Source organism: Sulfurimonas sp., from assembly GCF_029027585.1.
Lineage (GTDB): Bacteria > Campylobacterota > Campylobacteria > Campylobacterales > Sulfurimonadaceae > Sulfurimonas.
Map to the genome: position 1 here is coordinate 1,007,514 of NZ_CP093397.1, position 17,892 is coordinate 1,025,405.

At 30.5% G+C, this 17,892-nt stretch carries 17 protein-coding genes and 4 tRNA genes; 11 read left to right on the forward strand and 10 right to left on the reverse strand.

The window, feature by feature from the left end; genetic code table 11:
• Positions 1-50: 50 nt before the first annotated feature.
• A complete protein-coding gene (locus MOV50_RS05275) occupies positions 51-227 on the forward strand; it encodes a hypothetical protein (RefSeq protein WP_321779355.1) in 177 nt (58 codons plus the stop codon).
• Between the two features lie 16 nt (positions 228-243).
• Here the strand turns inward: MOV50_RS05275 and infC are convergent, their stop codons facing one another.
• The 3 genes from infC to ilvD are packed head-to-tail and all read right to left on the reverse strand — an operon-like array spanning position 244 to position 4,271.
• A complete protein-coding gene (gene infC / locus MOV50_RS05280; protein WP_321779641.1) occupies positions 244-735 on the reverse strand; it encodes a translation initiation factor IF-3 in 492 nt (163 codons plus the stop codon).
• A gap of 23 nt (positions 736-758) precedes the next feature.
• Positions 759-2,567, reverse strand: coding sequence for a threonine--tRNA ligase (gene thrS, locus MOV50_RS05285; RefSeq protein ID WP_415846380.1), 1,809 nt, complete (start codon positions 2,565-2,567; stop codon positions 759-761).
• Between the two features lie 15 nt (positions 2,568-2,582).
• Complete coding sequence (gene ilvD, locus MOV50_RS05290; RefSeq protein ID WP_321779356.1) at positions 2,583-4,271, reverse strand: dihydroxy-acid dehydratase; 1,689 nt, start codon at positions 4,269-4,271, stop codon at positions 2,583-2,585.
• 200 nt (positions 4,272-4,471) lie between these two features.
• Between ilvD and MOV50_RS05295 the strand changes: the two genes are divergently transcribed.
• From MOV50_RS05295 to MOV50_RS05315, 5 genes are all read left to right on the forward strand, one after another.
• Positions 4,472-4,546 (forward strand) — tRNA-Gly (locus tag MOV50_RS05295).
• Between the two features lie 33 nt (positions 4,547-4,579).
• A tRNA-Leu gene (locus MOV50_RS05300) sits at positions 4,580-4,666 on the forward strand.
• An 18-nt stretch (positions 4,667-4,684) separates the two neighbouring features.
• Positions 4,685-4,758, forward strand: a tRNA-Cys gene (locus tag MOV50_RS05305).
• Positions 4,759-4,792: 34 nt separating this feature from the next.
• Positions 4,793-4,881, forward strand: a tRNA-Ser gene (locus MOV50_RS05310).
• Positions 4,882-5,074: 193 nt separating this feature from the next.
• Positions 5,075-6,283: a tyrosine-type recombinase/integrase gene (locus tag MOV50_RS05315; RefSeq protein ID WP_321779357.1), complete on the forward strand. Its 1,209-nt coding sequence runs from the start codon at positions 5,075-5,077 to the stop codon at positions 6,281-6,283.
• A gap of 47 nt (positions 6,284-6,330) precedes the next feature.
• Here MOV50_RS05315 and MOV50_RS05320 read toward each other — a convergent pair whose 3' ends face one another.
• Positions 6,331-6,651, reverse strand: coding sequence for a hypothetical protein (locus MOV50_RS05320; protein ID WP_321779358.1), 321 nt, complete (start codon positions 6,649-6,651; stop codon positions 6,331-6,333).
• A 91-nt stretch (positions 6,652-6,742) separates the two neighbouring features.
• Here MOV50_RS05320 and MOV50_RS05325 point away from each other — a divergent pair, with 91 nt between their 5' ends.
• Together MOV50_RS05325 and MOV50_RS05330 are read left to right on the forward strand one after the other, a co-directional pair.
• Positions 6,743-6,889, forward strand: a complete 147-nt coding sequence (locus MOV50_RS05325; RefSeq protein WP_321779359.1) for a hypothetical protein — start codon at positions 6,743-6,745, stop codon at positions 6,887-6,889.
• 2 nt (positions 6,890-6,891) lie between these two features.
• A complete protein-coding gene (locus MOV50_RS05330) occupies positions 6,892-7,029 on the forward strand; it encodes a hypothetical protein (protein ID WP_321779360.1) in 138 nt (45 codons plus the stop codon).
• A gap of 13 nt (positions 7,030-7,042) precedes the next feature.
• Here the strand turns inward: MOV50_RS05330 and MOV50_RS05335 are convergent, their stop codons facing one another.
• Together MOV50_RS05335 and MOV50_RS05340 are read right to left on the reverse strand one after the other, a co-directional pair.
• Positions 7,043-7,372 carry a hypothetical protein gene (locus MOV50_RS05335; RefSeq protein WP_321779361.1) on the reverse strand — a complete coding sequence of 110 codons (330 nt, stop codon included), beginning with the start codon at positions 7,370-7,372 and terminating at the stop codon, positions 7,043-7,045.
• A complete protein-coding gene (locus MOV50_RS05340; protein ID WP_321779362.1) occupies positions 7,365-7,772 on the reverse strand; it encodes a hypothetical protein in 408 nt (135 codons plus the stop codon). Before MOV50_RS05340 ends, MOV50_RS05335 begins: the two co-directional genes overlap by 8 nt.
• A gap of 202 nt (positions 7,773-7,974) precedes the next feature.
• On the opposite strand from MOV50_RS05340, the gene MOV50_RS05345 reads away from it, so the two are divergent.
• Genes MOV50_RS05345 through MOV50_RS05355 form a run of 3 tightly spaced genes read left to right on the forward strand, consistent with a single transcriptional unit; the run spans position 7,975 to position 10,100 of the window.
• On the forward strand, positions 7,975-8,175 hold the full coding sequence (locus MOV50_RS05345; RefSeq protein ID WP_321779363.1) for a helix-turn-helix domain-containing protein: 201 nt from the start codon (positions 7,975-7,977) through the stop codon (positions 8,173-8,175).
• Positions 8,176-8,205: 30 nt separating this feature from the next.
• A complete protein-coding gene (locus tag MOV50_RS05350; protein WP_321779364.1) occupies positions 8,206-8,514 on the forward strand; it encodes a hypothetical protein in 309 nt (102 codons plus the stop codon).
• On the forward strand, positions 8,508-10,100 hold the full coding sequence (locus tag MOV50_RS05355; protein WP_321779365.1) for a relaxase/mobilization nuclease domain-containing protein: 1,593 nt from the start codon (positions 8,508-8,510) through the stop codon (positions 10,098-10,100). Before MOV50_RS05350 ends, MOV50_RS05355 begins: the two co-directional genes overlap by 7 nt.
• Positions 10,101-10,231: 131 nt before the next feature.
• Here MOV50_RS05355 and MOV50_RS05360 read toward each other — a convergent pair whose 3' ends face one another.
• The 4 genes from MOV50_RS05360 to MOV50_RS05375 are packed head-to-tail and all read right to left on the reverse strand — an operon-like array spanning position 10,232 to position 17,839.
• Positions 10,232-11,275, reverse strand: a complete 1,044-nt coding sequence (locus tag MOV50_RS05360) for a Wadjet anti-phage system protein JetD domain-containing protein (protein ID WP_321779366.1) — start codon at positions 11,273-11,275, stop codon at positions 10,232-10,234.
• A complete protein-coding gene (locus MOV50_RS05365; protein ID WP_321779367.1) occupies positions 11,268-15,629 on the reverse strand; it encodes a hypothetical protein in 4,362 nt (1,453 codons plus the stop codon). The genes MOV50_RS05360 and MOV50_RS05365 overlap by 8 nt, the downstream gene beginning before the upstream one ends.
• Entirely contained in the window at positions 15,616-16,368 is a 753-nt protein-coding gene (locus tag MOV50_RS05370) for a hypothetical protein (RefSeq protein WP_321779368.1), read from the reverse strand. Before MOV50_RS05370 ends, MOV50_RS05365 begins: the two co-directional genes overlap by 14 nt.
• Entirely contained in the window at positions 16,361-17,839 is a 1,479-nt protein-coding gene (locus MOV50_RS05375) for a hypothetical protein (protein WP_321779369.1), read from the reverse strand. The genes MOV50_RS05370 and MOV50_RS05375 overlap by 8 nt, the downstream gene beginning before the upstream one ends.
• Positions 17,840-17,892 lie beyond the last annotated feature (53 nt).

A 17,892-nucleotide genomic window follows, 5' to 3' on the forward strand; every position in this document is an offset into this window, starting at 1 on the left:
TACACTCTTTTCACACTTTTTTTTTGTATCTTTTCATAAAGGGATACATTATGAATGATTTAACTATTGAATATCTTTTAAATTATGGCGAAATAACCGCTCAAAAAGATAAAAAAATTGAGATGCAATTTTTAGATGAATTTGGTGAAGGAAAAACAAATGAAGATGAAATTGTTCAAAATCTCATCTTTACTTGCGAAGAGGGTGTTGATTATACAAAAATTTAACGATACTTTTTAATAACTACTTTTGAGGAGTAACATACATATTAAAGTAACGACCTTCAAATTTAGGTGGTTTTTCCATAACACCTATATCTTCAACCATTGGCCAAACTCTTAAAAGAACTTCTTTTCCAGCTTCTGGATGTGCCATTTCACGACCTCTTAAAAATACGCGAAACTTAACATGAAAACCTTTCTCTAAAAACTCTCTTGCATGTTTAACTTTATAAGCCACATCATTTTCAGCAATTTTTACAGATAATTTAATCTCTTTAACAACAATTTTAACTTGGTTTTTTCTTTGTTCTTTGAGTTGTTTTTCTTTTTGGTATCTATATTTACCGTAGTCCATAATCTTGGCAACTGGTGGTTTCGCTTCTGGTGCTATGAGAACTAAATCTAGATTTAATTCATTTGCTTTGTCCATTGCTTCATCAGTTGAGATAATCCCTAAAGATTCTCCACCATCTATATTACATCTTAACTCAGATGCACGAATATCGTCATTCATTATTACACGGTCTTTTCTATTACTCAAAAATTTACCTCATTTATTTTAGTTTGTATAAGCTTCAAGAATTCCTCTTCACTTAGATTGTATTGTTCTCTAGTTCTTCTATCACGAATCGCAACAGTTTTACCTTCAATCTCTTCATCACCTATGATAACAAGCATAGGAACTCTCGTTTTTTCTGCTATTCTGATTCTCTTATTTAAAGAGTCATTTTTGTTGTATATCTCACTATCGGCATTTATGTCGATAAGTTTATCTGATAGTTCCTTAGCGTAAGCATTGTGTGTATCAGCAATTGGTACAATAGCAACTTGCGTTGGAGCAATAAACATTGGAAATTCACCAGCATAATGTTCCGTTAATATACCAATAAAACGCTCAAAAGAACCTAAAATTGCTCTGTGAATCATTACTGGCTGTATTTTATCATTATTTTCGCCATTATACTCAAGTTTAAATCTTTCAGGTAGATTAAAATCTAACTGAATTGTTCCACATTGCCATTCACGACCTATGGCATCTGTGATTTTAATGTCGATTTTGGGACCATAAAATGCACCTCCACCTTCATCAATCTCATAAGCTAAAGAGTTTTTATCCATCGCATTTTTAAGTGCCTGAGTAGATACTTCCCAAGCTTCATCACTTCCAACCGCTTTTTGGGGTTTAGTTGAAATCACCATCTTATATTCAAATTCAAAAGTAGTCATAATTTTATCTACAAAATCAACAACTTCTATGATTTGTTCTTCAATCTGCTCTGTTGTACAAAAGATATGAGCATCATCTTGTGTAAATTCACGAACTCTAAATAAACCATGTAAAGCACCCGTAAATTCGTGGCGATGAACTACCCCATATTCAAAATACTTGATTGGTAAATCTCTATAAGAGTGAAGTTCATCTTCATAAGCTTTTATATGACCAACACAGTTCATAGGTTTAATCCCAAACTCTATATCATCAATCTTTGTGAAATACATATTTTCACCATAGTTTTGATAGTGACCTGAAATTTTCCATAAATCACTTCTTAGCATTTCTGGTCCACGAACTGGCTCATAACCGCGTTTACGGTGTGCCTTATAAAGAAGGCTCTCTAATCTTGCACGAAGTCTTCCACCAGCAGGAAGCCAAATAGGGAAACCTGCTCCAACTTCTTCACGGAAAGTGAAAAGCTTCATCTCTGCACCAATCTTTCTATGGTCACGCTTTGCAGCTTCTGCTAACATCGTCATATGAGCTTTAAGCGATTCTTTATCTGCGAATGCTATACCATATATACGAGTTAACATCTCATTTTTAGAATCTCCACCAAGATAAGCACCAGATATTTTAGTTAGTTTAAAATATCTGATAAGTCCAATAGATGGGAGATGTGGACCTCTACAAAGGTCTTCAAACTCACCTTGTTTATAGATGCTAACAGTATCATCTGTAATTCTGTCCATTACAGCCAATTTTAAATGATCATCTTTAAATTTTTCTTTTGCTTCTTCCATAGATATAGAGTATTTTTCTATTTTATACTTTTTCTTAGCAAAAGAGAGCATCTGTTTTTCAATCTTTTTAAGGTCACCTTCACCTATCTCAGACTCCGTTTTAAAGTCATAGTAAAAACCTTCTTTTACAGTTGGTCCTACATAAAAGAGAGCATCTGGGTAGAGTGACTTAATAGCTTGAGCCATCAAGTGTGCTGTTGAGTGACGAAGAACTTCTAAAGAGTCCTCTGAGTTATCAAGATGAATCTGCTCACCTTCAAACCCAAGTTCTTCAGCAGTTTGTAAGTCAATGATTTGATCATTGTGTTTTATAGCGATTGCGTTCACTTATTATTTTCCTTTTTAAAGTTCAGTTTTTAATACTGCACCATTAGATGCGTTTGAAACTAGTAGTTGATATCTCTTAAGCCACTTGGATTTAACTTCATTTTTATGAAGTTTCCATGCAGCTTTTCTTTTAGCTAAAATATCTTCACTTACATTTAACTGCAATAGGTGCTTATCAGTATCTAGTTCTATCTCATCACCGTCTTGTATTAAAGCAATCATTCCACCTTCAGCGGCTTCAGGAGAAACATGACCTATAGATGCACCTTTTGTAGCCCCTGAAAAACGACCATCTGTGATAAGTGCAACACTTGAACCAAGTCCCATCCCTTGGATAAGAGCAGTTGGAGCTAGCATCTCTTGCATACCAGGACCACCTTTTGGACCCTCGTATCGAATAACTACAACATCACCAGATTTTACTTTTTTGCTCATAATCCCAGCAATAGCTTTTGGTTGAGAGTCAAAACATACAGCAGTTCCTTTGAACTGTCTCATATTTGCTTCGATTCCTGCCGTTTTAACAACCGCACCCTCTAAAGCAAGGTTTCCAAATAAAATAGAAAGACCACCAACTTGAGAGTAAGCATTTTCATTTGTATGAATAACATTTTCATCTAAAATAACTGCATCTGCTATTCTTTCTTCTAAAGTTTCACCTGAAATCATAAGAGAATCAAGATGAAGAAGTCCACTACGACGACTTACTTCTTTCATAACTGCATTTACACCACCAGCCTTGTCAACATCATCCATATGAACAGTTGTTAATGATGGAGATATTTTAGCAATATGTGCAACTTTATCTGCTATTTTATTGATATTTTCTATTTTATATTCTATATCTGATTCTCTAGCAATTGCTAAAAGGTGAAGAACAGTATTTGAGCTTCCACCCATAGCCATATCTACAACAAATGCATTATGAATGGCTTTTTCATTTAAAATATTTTTCATATTATACGCAGAATTATTTTCCATTTTTGCTAACTCAACTATGCGTCTTGCTGCTTTTTTAACAAGCTCAATACGCTCAGGAGTCATTGCTAAAATAGTTCCATTACCTGGAAGTGCAATGCCCATAGCTTCACAGAGAGTATTCATAGAGTTAGCGGTGAACATACCAGAACAGCTTCCACCACTTGGACAAGCTTCACACTCAATCTCATAAAGTTCTTCGTCTGTCATCTTTCCTTCGGCATGTTGACCAACTGCTTCAAATGCAGTAGCAAGGTCGATTGGCGTACCATCTTTTTTATGTCCAGCTTCCATAGGACCGCCTGAAACAAAAATAGTAGGAACATTTACACGAAGTGCCCCCATAATCATACCTGGAACGATTTTATCACAGTTAGGGATACATATCATTGCATCTAACTGGTGAGCATTCATAACTGTTTCTATAGAATCAGCAATAATCTCACGAGATGGAAGAGAATAAAGCATTCCCTCATGTCCCATAGCTATACCATCATCAACGCCTATCGTGTTAAAGACAAATGGAACACCACCAGCTTCACGAATAGCTTTTTTTACAATTTCGCCATATTCGTGCAAGAAAAAATGCCCAGGAATAATGTCAATATAACTATTGGCAATTCCTATAAACGGTTTGTCAAAATCTTCATCTTTTAAACCTGTTGCACGAAGCAGTGAGCGATGTGGTGCCTTGTCAAAACCTTTTTTGATAATGTCACTTCTCATAAGAATCCTTAATTTTTTTCTGAACACTTGTTTTTACCCAAAGGGCATAGCAACCTTCGGCAGGAAGCCCAAAATATATGTATATTTAAATTATAAACGCGATTATACCATTTTTTTTTATATTTGGTTAAAAAACTCTTTACAAACATAAATAAAACGGCTATAATTCCGCTCACTTAAAAACATAAGTGACAAAAATTGCGGGAATAGCTCAGTGGTAGAGCACGACCTTGCCAAGGTCGGGGTCGCGAGTTCGAACCTCGTTTCCCGCTCCATTTAAATTATAAACTGTGAATTCATTCATACATGCCCGGGTGGCGAAATTGGTAGACGCAGGGGACTTAAAATCCCCCGGTAGCAATACTGTGCCGGTTCAAGTCCGGCCCCGGGCACCATTGATATGAAAGATAACTGGTGCCATCGCCAAGTGGTAAGGCCGCAGCCTGCAAAGCTGCTATCCCCAGTTCAAATCTGGGTGGCACCTCCAGTTTTATACTTTAAAACTTACAAATACAAAAAGTGGATCTTTGGCAGAGTTGGTCGAATGCACTGGTCTTGAAAACCAGCGAGGGTTATACCTCCCAGAGTTCGAATCTCTGAGGGTCCACCACTTCTCAATCTAATACAATCCAATAACATCTAAATAAACCCCTTAAACACGAGCTTCTATATTTTTATTAGTCTAACTTAATTCAATGTATGCTATAGTAATCTCAACTTTTTAGGGCTAATTTAAGGGCTTAATATTTAAAAGCCCTTTAACAAATAAAATAAGCCCCTTTAATTTGCAAAAGGGAGTTTTTATGGCACGAACTACAACACCACTAACTGACACAAAAATTAAAACAACAAAACCTAAAGATAAAGACTACAAGCTATCCGATGGTGGTGGTCTATACCTCTTAGTCACAAAAGCAGGTGGTAAGCATTGGAAACTAAAATATCGCTTTGATAATAAAGAACAAAAATTATCTTTAGGGGCTTATCCAAGTGTGTCCCTATCAAAAGCTAGAGAACTAAGAGAAAAATATAAAACAGAAATTGCAAATAGTATTAATCCTAGTGAAATAATAAAAAATAAAAAAGTATCCCAAGAGCAAGAAGAATTAAAAAATCACTACACATTTAAAAAAATAGCTTTAGAGAGACTGGCTAAAATTGAAGATGACATTAGTGAAAGCCATTACAAAAGAAGCTATAGAGGTTTAGCAAATGATGTATTTCCTTATATAGGAGATAAACCAATAGATGATGTTTTAGCAAAAGATATAATAAGCATTTTACAGATAATGATGAAGAGAAATATCAGAAACAGTGCAAAGCAAGTTTATCACTCAATCAGCAAAACTTTTAAATGGGCTGTTGCAAATGCTAAAGCACAACGAAATCCCGCAATGGATATTGACTTGGTAGAGATTATTGGAAAATCAAAAGAAAATCATTATCCAACTATCACAGATGACAATGGCATTAAAAACTTATTACTTTCTATTGATGATTATAATGGAGAGTACTCTACAAAACAAGCCCTTATGATGATGGCTTATACTTTTGTACGGTCTATAAATATTCGTTTGGCTTTATGGAGTGAGATAGATTTTGAAGCTAAACTATGGACAATACCTGCTAAGAAAATGAAAACTAAAAATGAGTTCATAATTCCACTTACTGATACAGTGATTACATTACTAAAAGATATGCACTTATACTCAAGCGATAGTCTTTATATTTTTCCAAGTGTAAAGAGCAAGACAACACCAATGAGCGATGGAGCATTACTTGGAGCCATCCGAAGAATGGGATATACAAAAGATGAGTTCACTCCTCATGGTTTTAGAGCTATGTTTTCAACTATCGCACATCAAAAAAGTGGTTTTAAATCTGAAATTATTGAAACGCAACTTGCACATAGTGTAGGGAGTACTGTTAGCCAAGCTTATAATAGAGCTAAGTATCTTGATGAACGAACAAAACTCATGCAATGGTGGAGTGATTATCTTGATAAAGTTTAAAGATAGGATGATATAGGCTAGGTTAATCAAAGTCCCAAATAATTTACTTAAGTATCTTTTGTTATATCTTTCATATTTTGGATAAAAGCTTTACTAAGTTTATTTTTAAAATTAAATTTAGGTTTTACATAACTTGTGTCTTTAAACTCGTCGAGAGTAAATAAAAAATCTAAGTATCTGTCTATTACTGCTATTTTTGTTGTATCTCTTTTCATGTGTCCTTTAAACTTTTCATAAAAAATTCGCATATCATCTTCTGAAGGTTCATGGTATAAATCCATAGCATACAACTCAGCAAAATGTTTTTGTTTCAAGCCTATTTTATCAATCCAAATTCTAAGTTCATTCTGTTTATCATTAATTTTCATTTCTAGTATGTCCCCTAAAGTCCCTTAAGATTATTTTATAATTCTACCATCTTAAACAAAAGTTTAGGAAAAATATTTTAAGGAGCCAACTATGGCAAAGAAAACACCAATGACCAAGGCTGATATAGCTAGAATTCAATCAGGAGCTGCAAAAAATGGTACTGACACATCTAAAAAAAGCTTTCCCGCTAGAGCACAAAGTACTGCTGACAAAAATTTGAATAAAGGAGTAAAGTAATTATGGACACTTCAAATATGAACCAAGAAGAGTTAGATTTATACTCTGACATTAACAATCCAAATAATGATTCAGATATGGATGACTGGGCTGATTCTCATAACCCTAATAACGATGATTATATCGATGAAAATGATTAATGACTGTTGAGGATTATCTCCTCACAGTTCTGCACTCTTTAAAACTTTTTTTAAATATCTTTAAAAACTCATTTTCATCTAATTTATAATTTGTATAGTCATATTGAAATTCACTTTCTTCCAAGGCACATGTACAATCTTCTAATTTTCGTTCATACTGAACATAAGGGATAGGTTTTTCATCTATGGATAGACAACTATCAGTAATTAGGTATTCAATTTGTATTGGGTAGCGACCTACTTCTAAATTGTATTTTTCAATTATATCATCGATATGATGACCACCAACTGCACCAATAGTTAATGTAGAAAGTATTGAAAGTATTTTTTGAGTTTTAGTCATTATTTTTCCATAAATCATTCATTTTGTATATATATTGATATAAAGCATATAGTATTGGTAATGTCATAACTGTATATATTATAAATTCTACTTTATCATAATCATTAAATGTGTAAATTTTATTTCCTATATACTCAACTAAAATCATAAAAAATATAAATTTCCACAATTCTTTTATGAAGTATATTCTGTCATATATAAAACCTCTTAGCCCTAAAACAGATGTAAAAAACAGCAATATGAAGAAAATATCATATAAATTTGTAAATATATTGTTTCCATCTAAAATAGTTTTTATCTCATTTATATCAGTGATGGACATAAATACAAAAGTACTCACTATAAATATACTAGCTAAAAGCATCAACCAATAATAAATTTTCCAGACTGTTTTTATCATTTTTTTTTGCTCTCTTTTATTTAATTGCTATTCTAATATAAAAAGTATATTTTTCAAAATATTCCTCATAAACTTCTAAAAAAGACTCAAATTATACAATTTTCACAAAAAGTGCAAAAAATTCCTTAAAAAGTAAACATAATTTAATGGCAAACCATAAAAACATGTAATAAAATTTTCTTAATTAAGACAAAGGAAAATTATGAAAAATAATATTGAAAAACTTCAGGATGAGATTATCTATTTTCGAGCTAAGGATTTAGCTAGTTATTTATCCATAAATAAGTCAAGTGTCTGGAAAATGGCTAAGGATGGACTTATAACACCTATTAAGCTTACTGAAAAAGTTACAATTTTTTCAAAAATAGAAATAGACCAACTCATTAAAGATAGAAATAACTAGGTTAATCAAAGTCCCAAAACGGAGTATGAAATGTCAGAATTAAAACAAGTTAAAGTAAATTTTTCACTTGAAGATTATGAACACATCAAACAAAATGCAATGAAGAAAAATATTACAATTGCTGAATTTATTCGTCAAAAGTTTGATTTTTCTATCGAAGCTCCTCCACCAAGTCGCTCAATTAGTAACTTTCAAAAAGTAGACCCAAGTTTATTATTTGAGCTGAATGAAATCTCAATAAGCCTCAATAAAATAGCCGCAACCATGGTATCTGATGTTGAAATTAACACTTTCATACTTATGAATATATATCAACATGTGATGAGACTAAAATGTTAATAAGTTTTAATGGAACCAATGATGGATGGGGTAACTATGTTATAAATGGTACAAGAAAGAAACGAAGGGACCATAAAAAGATTAAAGTACTTAGAGGCGATATTCAACTTGGAGATATTATAACAAATTTTCCAAATTATCGACAAAATGCTTACTCTATCATTTTAAGTTTTAAAGGTAAACCTGATTTAGAATTTATGGATAAAGCCTTATCTGATTTTGAAAAGTTATTTATGCATGGATTTGAGAGGTATGAGTATCATTTTGATGCTGTACTTCATCTCGATACAGATGATTCTCATATACATGTTCGAATACCAAAATTCAACTTGTATACAAGGACTCAGTTACAGCTTTACCTAGATAAAAGAGACCGCTATAGGGTTAATTTCATTCGCAATATACTTGATATGAAATATAAACTAGAAAGCCCTCAAAACAATAGGCAACTTATAAAAGAAGAGCAAGATTTTCATATAGATACATGGTCTGAGCGGCACAAGAAAGAAAAAATTGATTTTTCTGAACCAATATCTAGAAAAAAGTACAGATTAGAAATCAACAATGTAGTTAAAGAACTTCATCAAGCAGGACTCATTGAAAATGTAGATGATATCAAGCAGTTTCTAGAAAATCTAGAACTTGAAGTAATCAATGAAGGACATGACTACAGTAAAGATTTTTACTACATAACAATAAAGAATGAATCTGGAAAGATTAGATTAAAAGGGGATATATACAATGAAAAATTTTGGAAATATAGTAGAGAAAATAGAAGAAAGCAAATCTCTGATAACAAGCAATATAGAGGAAGCTACGAGTCAAATGAACATGAGTATAACAGAGTACTACATGAACTCAAAATCGCACTTAAAAAACGCACAGGAGAGATTGAGAAAAGGTACAATTCTTCAAGAAAAAGAGCTTTTGCAAGACTTAACAACATTCAACAACAAAATAAAAAAAGCCTTGCTCATAAGGAAAAATTTATTCAAAGCAAAAGAGTTACAACTACTCAAACTAACTTTGCTACTAATAGTATTATCAATAATAGGAATATCTTTGATGAGTTATCAGATATACACACAAAATCAAGTAAGCAAATGGCTGATTCCAAGCAAATACAGACTAGAACAAAAAGATGGCAAGTATATGATTATACACTTGAAAGATTTTACTTACTTAAAGAAGACACAACACTATTACTTCAAACTGGAGGATTAAATGGAGCAATTAACAGAAACATTACTGAAAAAAATTCACAAACAGGAATTGAACGAGAAAGCACTCATAGACTCACTCAATCAGGACAAGAGGCTTTATATAGAAAAGCTCAACTCTCTATGCAAAGAATGGGAGAGGCAAGAGTCCATAGAGAGCGACATAGAAAAAAGATTGACACTATTGGAGAGCAATGTAAGGAGATTGAACAACAATTCAACACAAATATCTCAACAATTAACAGAATTATCAGAGATATTGCAAAAGAAACAAGTGATACAGGAGTAAAAAGTAACAATCACAGAGAGGTAACTACTCTTGATTATGTCGATGAATTGCTAGAATGGGGAAGACAGCCGTTTTAGAATATCAAATGACAAAGTAAACCGCAAGAACTAAGCTTTTTTTTTAGAGTACTTAGTATATTTTAAAATTATTGACTGAAAGATATACTGAGTAATTAATAGAGAAGAGGTTGGTTTACACTCTCTATAGTTTATTTTATGGGGTCGTAAAAACTAAATTGACTTAAATCTTCATAACTAATTGCTTCTTGAGGAATTCTTAGTTTATTTACAAATAATTTTTTTATTACTTCTATCATTTCAGTTGATTCAAGCCAGTTGAAAATATCATTAGTAATATTTTTATTTGCATTTTTCTTACTAATTATATTGGATTTCTGTGACTTTAATAAAGCAAGATATAATTTCTTAGCGGGGAAAATTGATGTCATTTTTTCATTTACTCTGTCTCTATTAACATAATATGGGATTTCTAGTCCTATTGGATCAATATCTCCAAAGTAAAAAAATTTAGAAATTTGATAGTTTTTTTGTATCTCATTTAGCCAATGATGTGTTTTACGAAATTCATTTCCATTCCCATAAATAATTGCACCATAAACTTCACTTTGCTTATTCCATCTATTAAAACTATGAAAAGAGTTACTATTTTCACAAATAAGAGCAGGCTTACCAATACAGTCAGGCATAACCTCATAATAAAGTGGAGGAGCGATATCTTCACATTTCAAATCTTTCAAAGTTAATTTACCATCAAAAAGAAGACTTTTTTTATGTAAAGAATCAAGCTTTTTTTCATCATTAAATATTTCCATAGACCTTTCTCTAATAGGAATTACTAATAGCTCTTCATAATTTCTTGAAATATAAAACTCATTAATTTTCTCTAATGTTTTAAGTTGCTCTAAATTATTAATTTTTACAGCAAAATATAGTTTTGGTACCCATGAATTTTGTTTTAGTAAATCTATTTTTTGTTTATTTGTTTCTTTTCCAAGTAAGTTTATGTACTCAGGTATATGAGGTAAAACTCTTTTATTCCACTTAGTTTTAGGAAACGCAATTTGTTTGTTTTTTTCTAGAATATTCAGTAATATAAGAATACGTTGATTTTTATCAGTACTATTTTTATGTTCTGGATAGACTGTATTATAGATGTGTAATACATCATTAAATGCTATTTTTACTCTTTTACTTTTATTTAACTCTATATAAAATTTTTCAAGATTATTCATAATTAATGGTCTCTTCAATAGCTATTAATTTTCTATTATTAGCTATATCATTTTTCATATGACTTAAACTAATTCTATGTTTAAAAAATGATTGTGCATTATGATCTTGAATCCCAGATGCATAGATTAATTGAAATCCAAGTTTTTCTCCCATTTTAACTTGTGAAGCGACTAGTTCAGGCTTGCTTGCTGCTCCAAATGGATTATCTAACAATAAAAATCCACCTGATTGAATTTGTCGATTTCCAGTTTTACTTTGTGCTCGCATCTGTGCCATAATTAAATAAAGTAACAATGCAGAAGTTAACCGCTGTCCTCCACTTCCCGGAACTTTATCAATCGAATAGTAGTCTTGTGGGTTACTAATATTAATCAATTGGATACCAACCTTATCTTTTTTGGAACCTAATACAGCATACACTAACTCAGTGGTTACTTCATCCTTTGATTGAGAATTTACAGATGGAATTCGAAAGTGATTAGTATCTGTTTTCACTTCTAGTAACTCATCAATATATATCCTTAATCCAGATTCTCTCTCTTTTTGATTTTTATTATTTAGTTTTGATCCCATTTTTAATGCTGCTTTATTACCGATTGCCGGTAAAGACTCTGGCAAAATTGAATTTTTAACAGCACTTTTTAATTTTGAAATCCCTAATTCTACATGACCTAATAACATATTCAACAAGATATTATAATCTTCCTTATCTTTAGAGAGTGCATCATTTAAAATTTCAATATTTTCACTTACTTTTTTCACTAATTCGACCGCTTTTTTTGTCGCTATTAGTGCACTGTTTTGTGCAATATTATAAGATACATTTGGCATTAATTTTTTAAAATCTTCTTTTTGGACTTGTTTTGTAACTTTGTCAAATATTATTTGTATCTGTTCTTTTAATGTATCAAAAATTTGTTTATTATTTTTCACATCAGATATCAACTTATCGATTATAGGTTCATATAAATCTATTCCATCTGGAAGAGTAACTTCAAAAGTATTTTTTAAAATCGTATTATCTATATGATCGTTTAATCTCTTTATATAAGCATCGATTTTTTCAACTTCTCTAAACAGTACAGTATTTTTCAATTCATTTTGTTTCTGTTTTTCAGTAAAAACTTCTTTATTCTTTTTACTTTTTTCAAACTCTATATTTTTATTAATTAGTTGAGTTTCTACATCTTTTAGACTTTCAGTTATAGGTACAATACTATTTTCTGGATATTTTAGATTTCTTATGTACTCTTTTTGACTCTTTATTAAAACTTTTTTATCCATATCTAAATGAGATATTTTAATTTTTAAAGTAGATATTTTTTTCTCAAATTCTTTAATCTTTTGTAAGATTTTTTCATCTTCAACTTTTACAAATACTTCAACTTTACCTATATTGTAATCATTAGCTTTCTCTACTTGATATAATTCAGTCCTTGCTTCTTCTAGATTAGAAGAGAGCATTTCTAGCCTACTATTTAAATCACTAAGTCCTTCTTTGTTTTCTTCTCTTCTTAGTATATTTTGAGCATCTTCATAGTTTTGTTTATAACTGGATTTATCATTTAATGCTAACTCTTCCTCATCTATAGTTTTTCCAACATTGTCTGATGTTGCTGTTATAGCTTCCAACTCTTGTGATAAGATTTCAAGTGTATTTGTAGATGTATCTAATTTTTTTTCAATATCAATCTTCTTCTGCCCTTCAGTGCTTAATTCTATTTCAGTTGAATCAAGAAGCTCTATATTTTCATCCAATTCATTAGAATAGATCTGGTATTCTTGTTTTATTGTTTCATGATTTTTATCATGTTCATTGTAAAATGTCTTTAGCTGAGAAATAGATATATTTATTTTAGATTTTTTCTCTCCTTGTTTTTCCTCTTTCTCTTCTAATAACTCCATAGTTTCTTGTAATTTTATTTCTATTGCTTCTTCTATATTTAAACTAATTTTTAGTTCTTCTAATTGAGTATTTAATTGTGTAAAATTATGTTTAATTTGTTCAATCCTACCATTCCCATAACTACTGAAATATTCAGTTAAATCTCTTTTTAAATTCTCTATACCATCAACTTTATTTCCATTTTCTTCAATAGTAATAAAAAGTTTATCTGCCTGTTCTTGAAGTTTATCTATATATGCTGGTAACTCTTTTTGAGAATAAATTTTATTAGAAGGCACAGATATAATAATACTCTCTGCGTCACTTAGACTATCTATACAACTAGTCAATGAGACTACAATCGGTTTACTTAAAAAATTAATTTCCCCCGATAATAATTGAGCTTTATTCAATTCATCTAATGTATTTACAGCAATTCCTAAAAATATTCCCGGATTACTTTCTATTTTATTTTTTATCTTCTGTGAATCATCCTTATATATATCTGCAAGATAATGTGGAAAAAGCTTTGCATTACTTATCCCTTTTGCATGTAATAGTTCTAATAGCTTTTGCACCTGTCCATCAATAAGTTTTGAACCAGTTTTTTGAAGTAGTTGAATCTCTTCTTCAATTTTAGAATGCAAAATCTCATTTGTTTTCAGGTCACTTATATTTATTTCCAACTGCTTCTTTACTTTTAATAAAAGTGTCGTTGATATAACTTCAACTTCTTCATAATCATTTAGCTGTTTTATTAACGCATTTTCTAGTATTTTAAAGCGAGATTGTTCTTCCTTCTCAATGTTTTTTTCAACATCTCTACAATTCGTTACTTGTTTTTGTTGTTCTAGTCTAATGTCAGTAATTTTTTCACTTAATAGATTTTTATTTTTATTTTTTTGTTTCTTATCTTGTCCTATCGTATCTATTACACCTTTAACACTTTCTAGCTCTTTTCTATTTATTTTTAGCCTATTTTCAACTGTTTCATTGGTTTCAACATACATTTTCTCTATTAACTTATCTAATGCATTTTGTCGACTTTCTATTAAAGTTTTTTTAGTAGATTTATTTTCAATAAGTTTCTTATTATTTTCTTTTAGTTCTTTTAATTCAGATGTGAGTTTTTTAATGTTTAAATCTAATATACTACTATTTTGTTCTAACTCTTTTTGCTCTTTTTTTTCTAAGTTAGTTAAGTATTTTATTTTACATGTATATTCCCATGCATATTGATACAATATCTCGCGTAAAGGTTCCAATCCTTCACTTGCTTTTGAAATGCTTTCCTCAAGACCTTCAATTATTTTAGATAAAGAATTAACTTTTAACTTAGGTCGAGCTACCTTATATGAACCAAGCTCAACTTTACCCTCACGTAACTCATCTTCTTTCTTCTCTAAGTCATCACTTTTTTCTTCTATTTCATATGTATATTTTTGAAGTGTCAAAGATTCAATATATTTTTCACTATTTTGTATCTTTTCTTGACATTCAATAACACTTTGTTTGATACATTCTGTAGCCTCTTCTAAAACTATTGCTTCTTCTGAAAGTTCTATTTTCTTTTCATCAATAGCATTGTAATGCATATGAATATTGACTTGTGAATTTTCGTAATAATTTGCTGATATGATATATTTATCAGATTCTTTTTTAAAATTCTGTAGGTTATCTAACAATTTATTTAGGTGTTCTACTTTTTCTTTATTTTGAGGCATTTTACTTAGTTTTTGTAATGTATCTTTTAAACTTATTTTGATATTTTCTGTAGCATCTTCAGAGATTGCCATGTAAAAAAATTCTTTTAAAAAATCGGCTTCAGATGAAAAATTTACAAATTCCTTTATACCACCTTCTGCACTACAAAACTCGACTTGCTTTTCCGCTAACCATGTATCTATCCCCATAGTGTTTAGTTTATCAACCCATTTATGATGAGTATCAGTATGAAAAAAAGTAGAGTTCTTTTGATGACCTTCGTTAAGCCATTTTGTTATGTTATCTTCATTAAAGTCTTTTCCTTCTTTTGACAATGATGGAACATCCTCAAACTTTAATGAGGGTGTAGACTCAAATGAAAAGAAATAACGACTAGTCTTATTTTGTGATACGGTAACATATTGACCTAATATTAGATAATTATTTTCATCTATAAGTAGTCTTCCCTTATCTTCTGGTAGCTCTAACTTTAATAGGATAAGACCAGGAGTCGGATAAAAATAATCCTCAAATTTGTGATTACTTTCTTGAATATGCTGTACAAAACGGCTTTTTTTCGGTACAAACATTGTTAATATAAAACTAATCATACTAGATTTTCCACCCGTATTCTCTAAACTTATTAATGTATCTAAAGATTTTTTATTAGAAGAATTTGGATTGTGAAAATCAAGATTTATATCTAAAAAATAAGCCTCTTTAAAACCAACGTTATCTAAATATACTGTATTAATCGGTAACATTTTCACTCTCCCTAAGTAGCATTAAACTTTCTAAAAGACTATTAGCTAATCTATTTTGAAGAAGTGCTCTGTACTTTTGTCGAATACTATAAAAACCTTCATCTAAATCCTCTTGATAATAGAGCAACCCTTCTTCTGTCAAGTGTTTCATTATAATAGAGGTTGCTCCATACATACTTGAAAAAGTATCTTGTTTTTGACTTGGAATACTATCAGGTAAGGAGTTCACATATGAAGCTCCGTCTTTTAAATATTGAACAAGCTCAACAGTCTGATTTGAAAGAAGTTGCTCAGATAATAATCGTATAACAGTCACAACTTCCTTAACAGTTGCTATCTTTGCAATAGAGCCATCATCTTCTTCTAGCGTTTCAGCTGTAGGATAAAATGTTGCTGGTATAGCAATTAATATCAATGATAAAAGTGCTCTTTTGGAACTACTATCTTGTTTAGAATCATCCTCTGCACCTAACTCTTTACGATACTCATCTAGCTTCATAGAAAAAGAACTATTTAAATCTAAAACACTAAGTACTATTCCAAACTCGCCTATTTCTACAACATCTAAAGATAAACCTTCTGCTATCTTACGTACTAATCTAGCGAATTCATCGACTGAATATATCTTGTCAATTAGACGTTTATATTCTAAATCAGAAGTAGGTGATAACTTTCTAGAAAGTCCTTTTTTAATCAAAGCTGATGCATCATATATATCGTTTAGATTATAATTAGCCATTTTGGTTCTCCATTATTAAATTATCCCCTTGTATATATGGGTTATCATTAAGCTTAGTATTTGACTTTTTCAAAAGAACTAGCTGATTTTTATTGGCAGTTTCAAACTGATCTATTAATAAAAATGATAAATAAGCAATTTCTTTGGTATTTTTACCTTCATTTTTTGCTATATCAAGTAATGCGTTAAAATCTATGCATTCTTTTTTTGTAATTGATTCCTTAAAATACTTTCTCATCTCTGCCATAAGATTTTTTGAAAACATTGATGGAACTTTAAATACTTCTTCATATTCCGGTTCTGATAATTTTTCAGTATTCATCTTTTCTTTTATAGATAACTTATCAATATATTCAATCAATAACATAGGATCAAAAATTTTTGCTTGTTTAGCTAGAGTAGAAGATAACGATATTTTTAAACTAACTGAACTGAGCTTATCAATTGGAAGAGAGAGGTATTCATATAATAAATCTTGTTCAAAATTTGGTTGACTAACTGACCTAGAAACATTTAAAGTTCTACTATGAAATTCAAGGTATTGTTCATGAAAAGGTATTAGTTGTTGAAACAGATCTTGATGTGCTGTTTGACAAGCACTTACCGTTTCTTGAAGTATTAATAGCTGTTCTCTATTTACGCTGGACAGATTTCCATTTTCAATCTGTTCCCGAACTATTTTTGCCATCTTTAATTCTTCATCTATTCGTTCTTGTATATGTTCTTGAGAATTATTTAATTTACTTTTAACATCCTCTTTCCAATCAATCTGCCGCACATCACGTTGTATTTTACGCATTAGTATTTGTAGCATTTGTTTATGTTCGACTGTTCTCTTCCTATTTACCTTAGCAATACTGACAGCTTCAGAAAAACGTTCACGTTCTAGTAATTTTTGAATACGAAAATCATTTAATGCAATCTCCATGTCTGAATCCATTTCCAACATAGACAAATAAACAGTGAAACCTTCTTTTGTTAAGTAGTATCTCCATCTTCCATCATCACATTCTTTCAAAGCAATTAAACGGAATTTTCTAATTGAGTTTTTTCTCTCAATAGGATCAAAATAAGACATCTCAAATATTTTAAATCCATTTTTTTTATTACTAATAAAATCTAGTATTGTTTCTACTACTTCAGAAGTAATTTTAGATGATAAACTAGAATCCATTGTTTTGATTTGTACTCTTGCATCATGAATAAGTATATTTCTCTCTACTCCATCTCCAAAAATCATTCCATCGGAGATTAAGTCAAAAAGATAATTACTAAGAAATAATGTATCTATATTCTCTAATATATTAATATCATTACGATTATAACTATTTTTTGTCGCTTCTAATTCATGTAAAGGACGAAATAGCTGATGATTTCTTATCTGTTTCAAAAGGTCTTTTTCTCGAAAACCAAGTTTATTTTGATTACTAAGTTGCTCTAATTCATCGTGATTTTCAAATAAATTTGTCATCGTACTTCAGTCCTTTACCTCAAAATAATATTTTTCTACTACTTTATAAATAC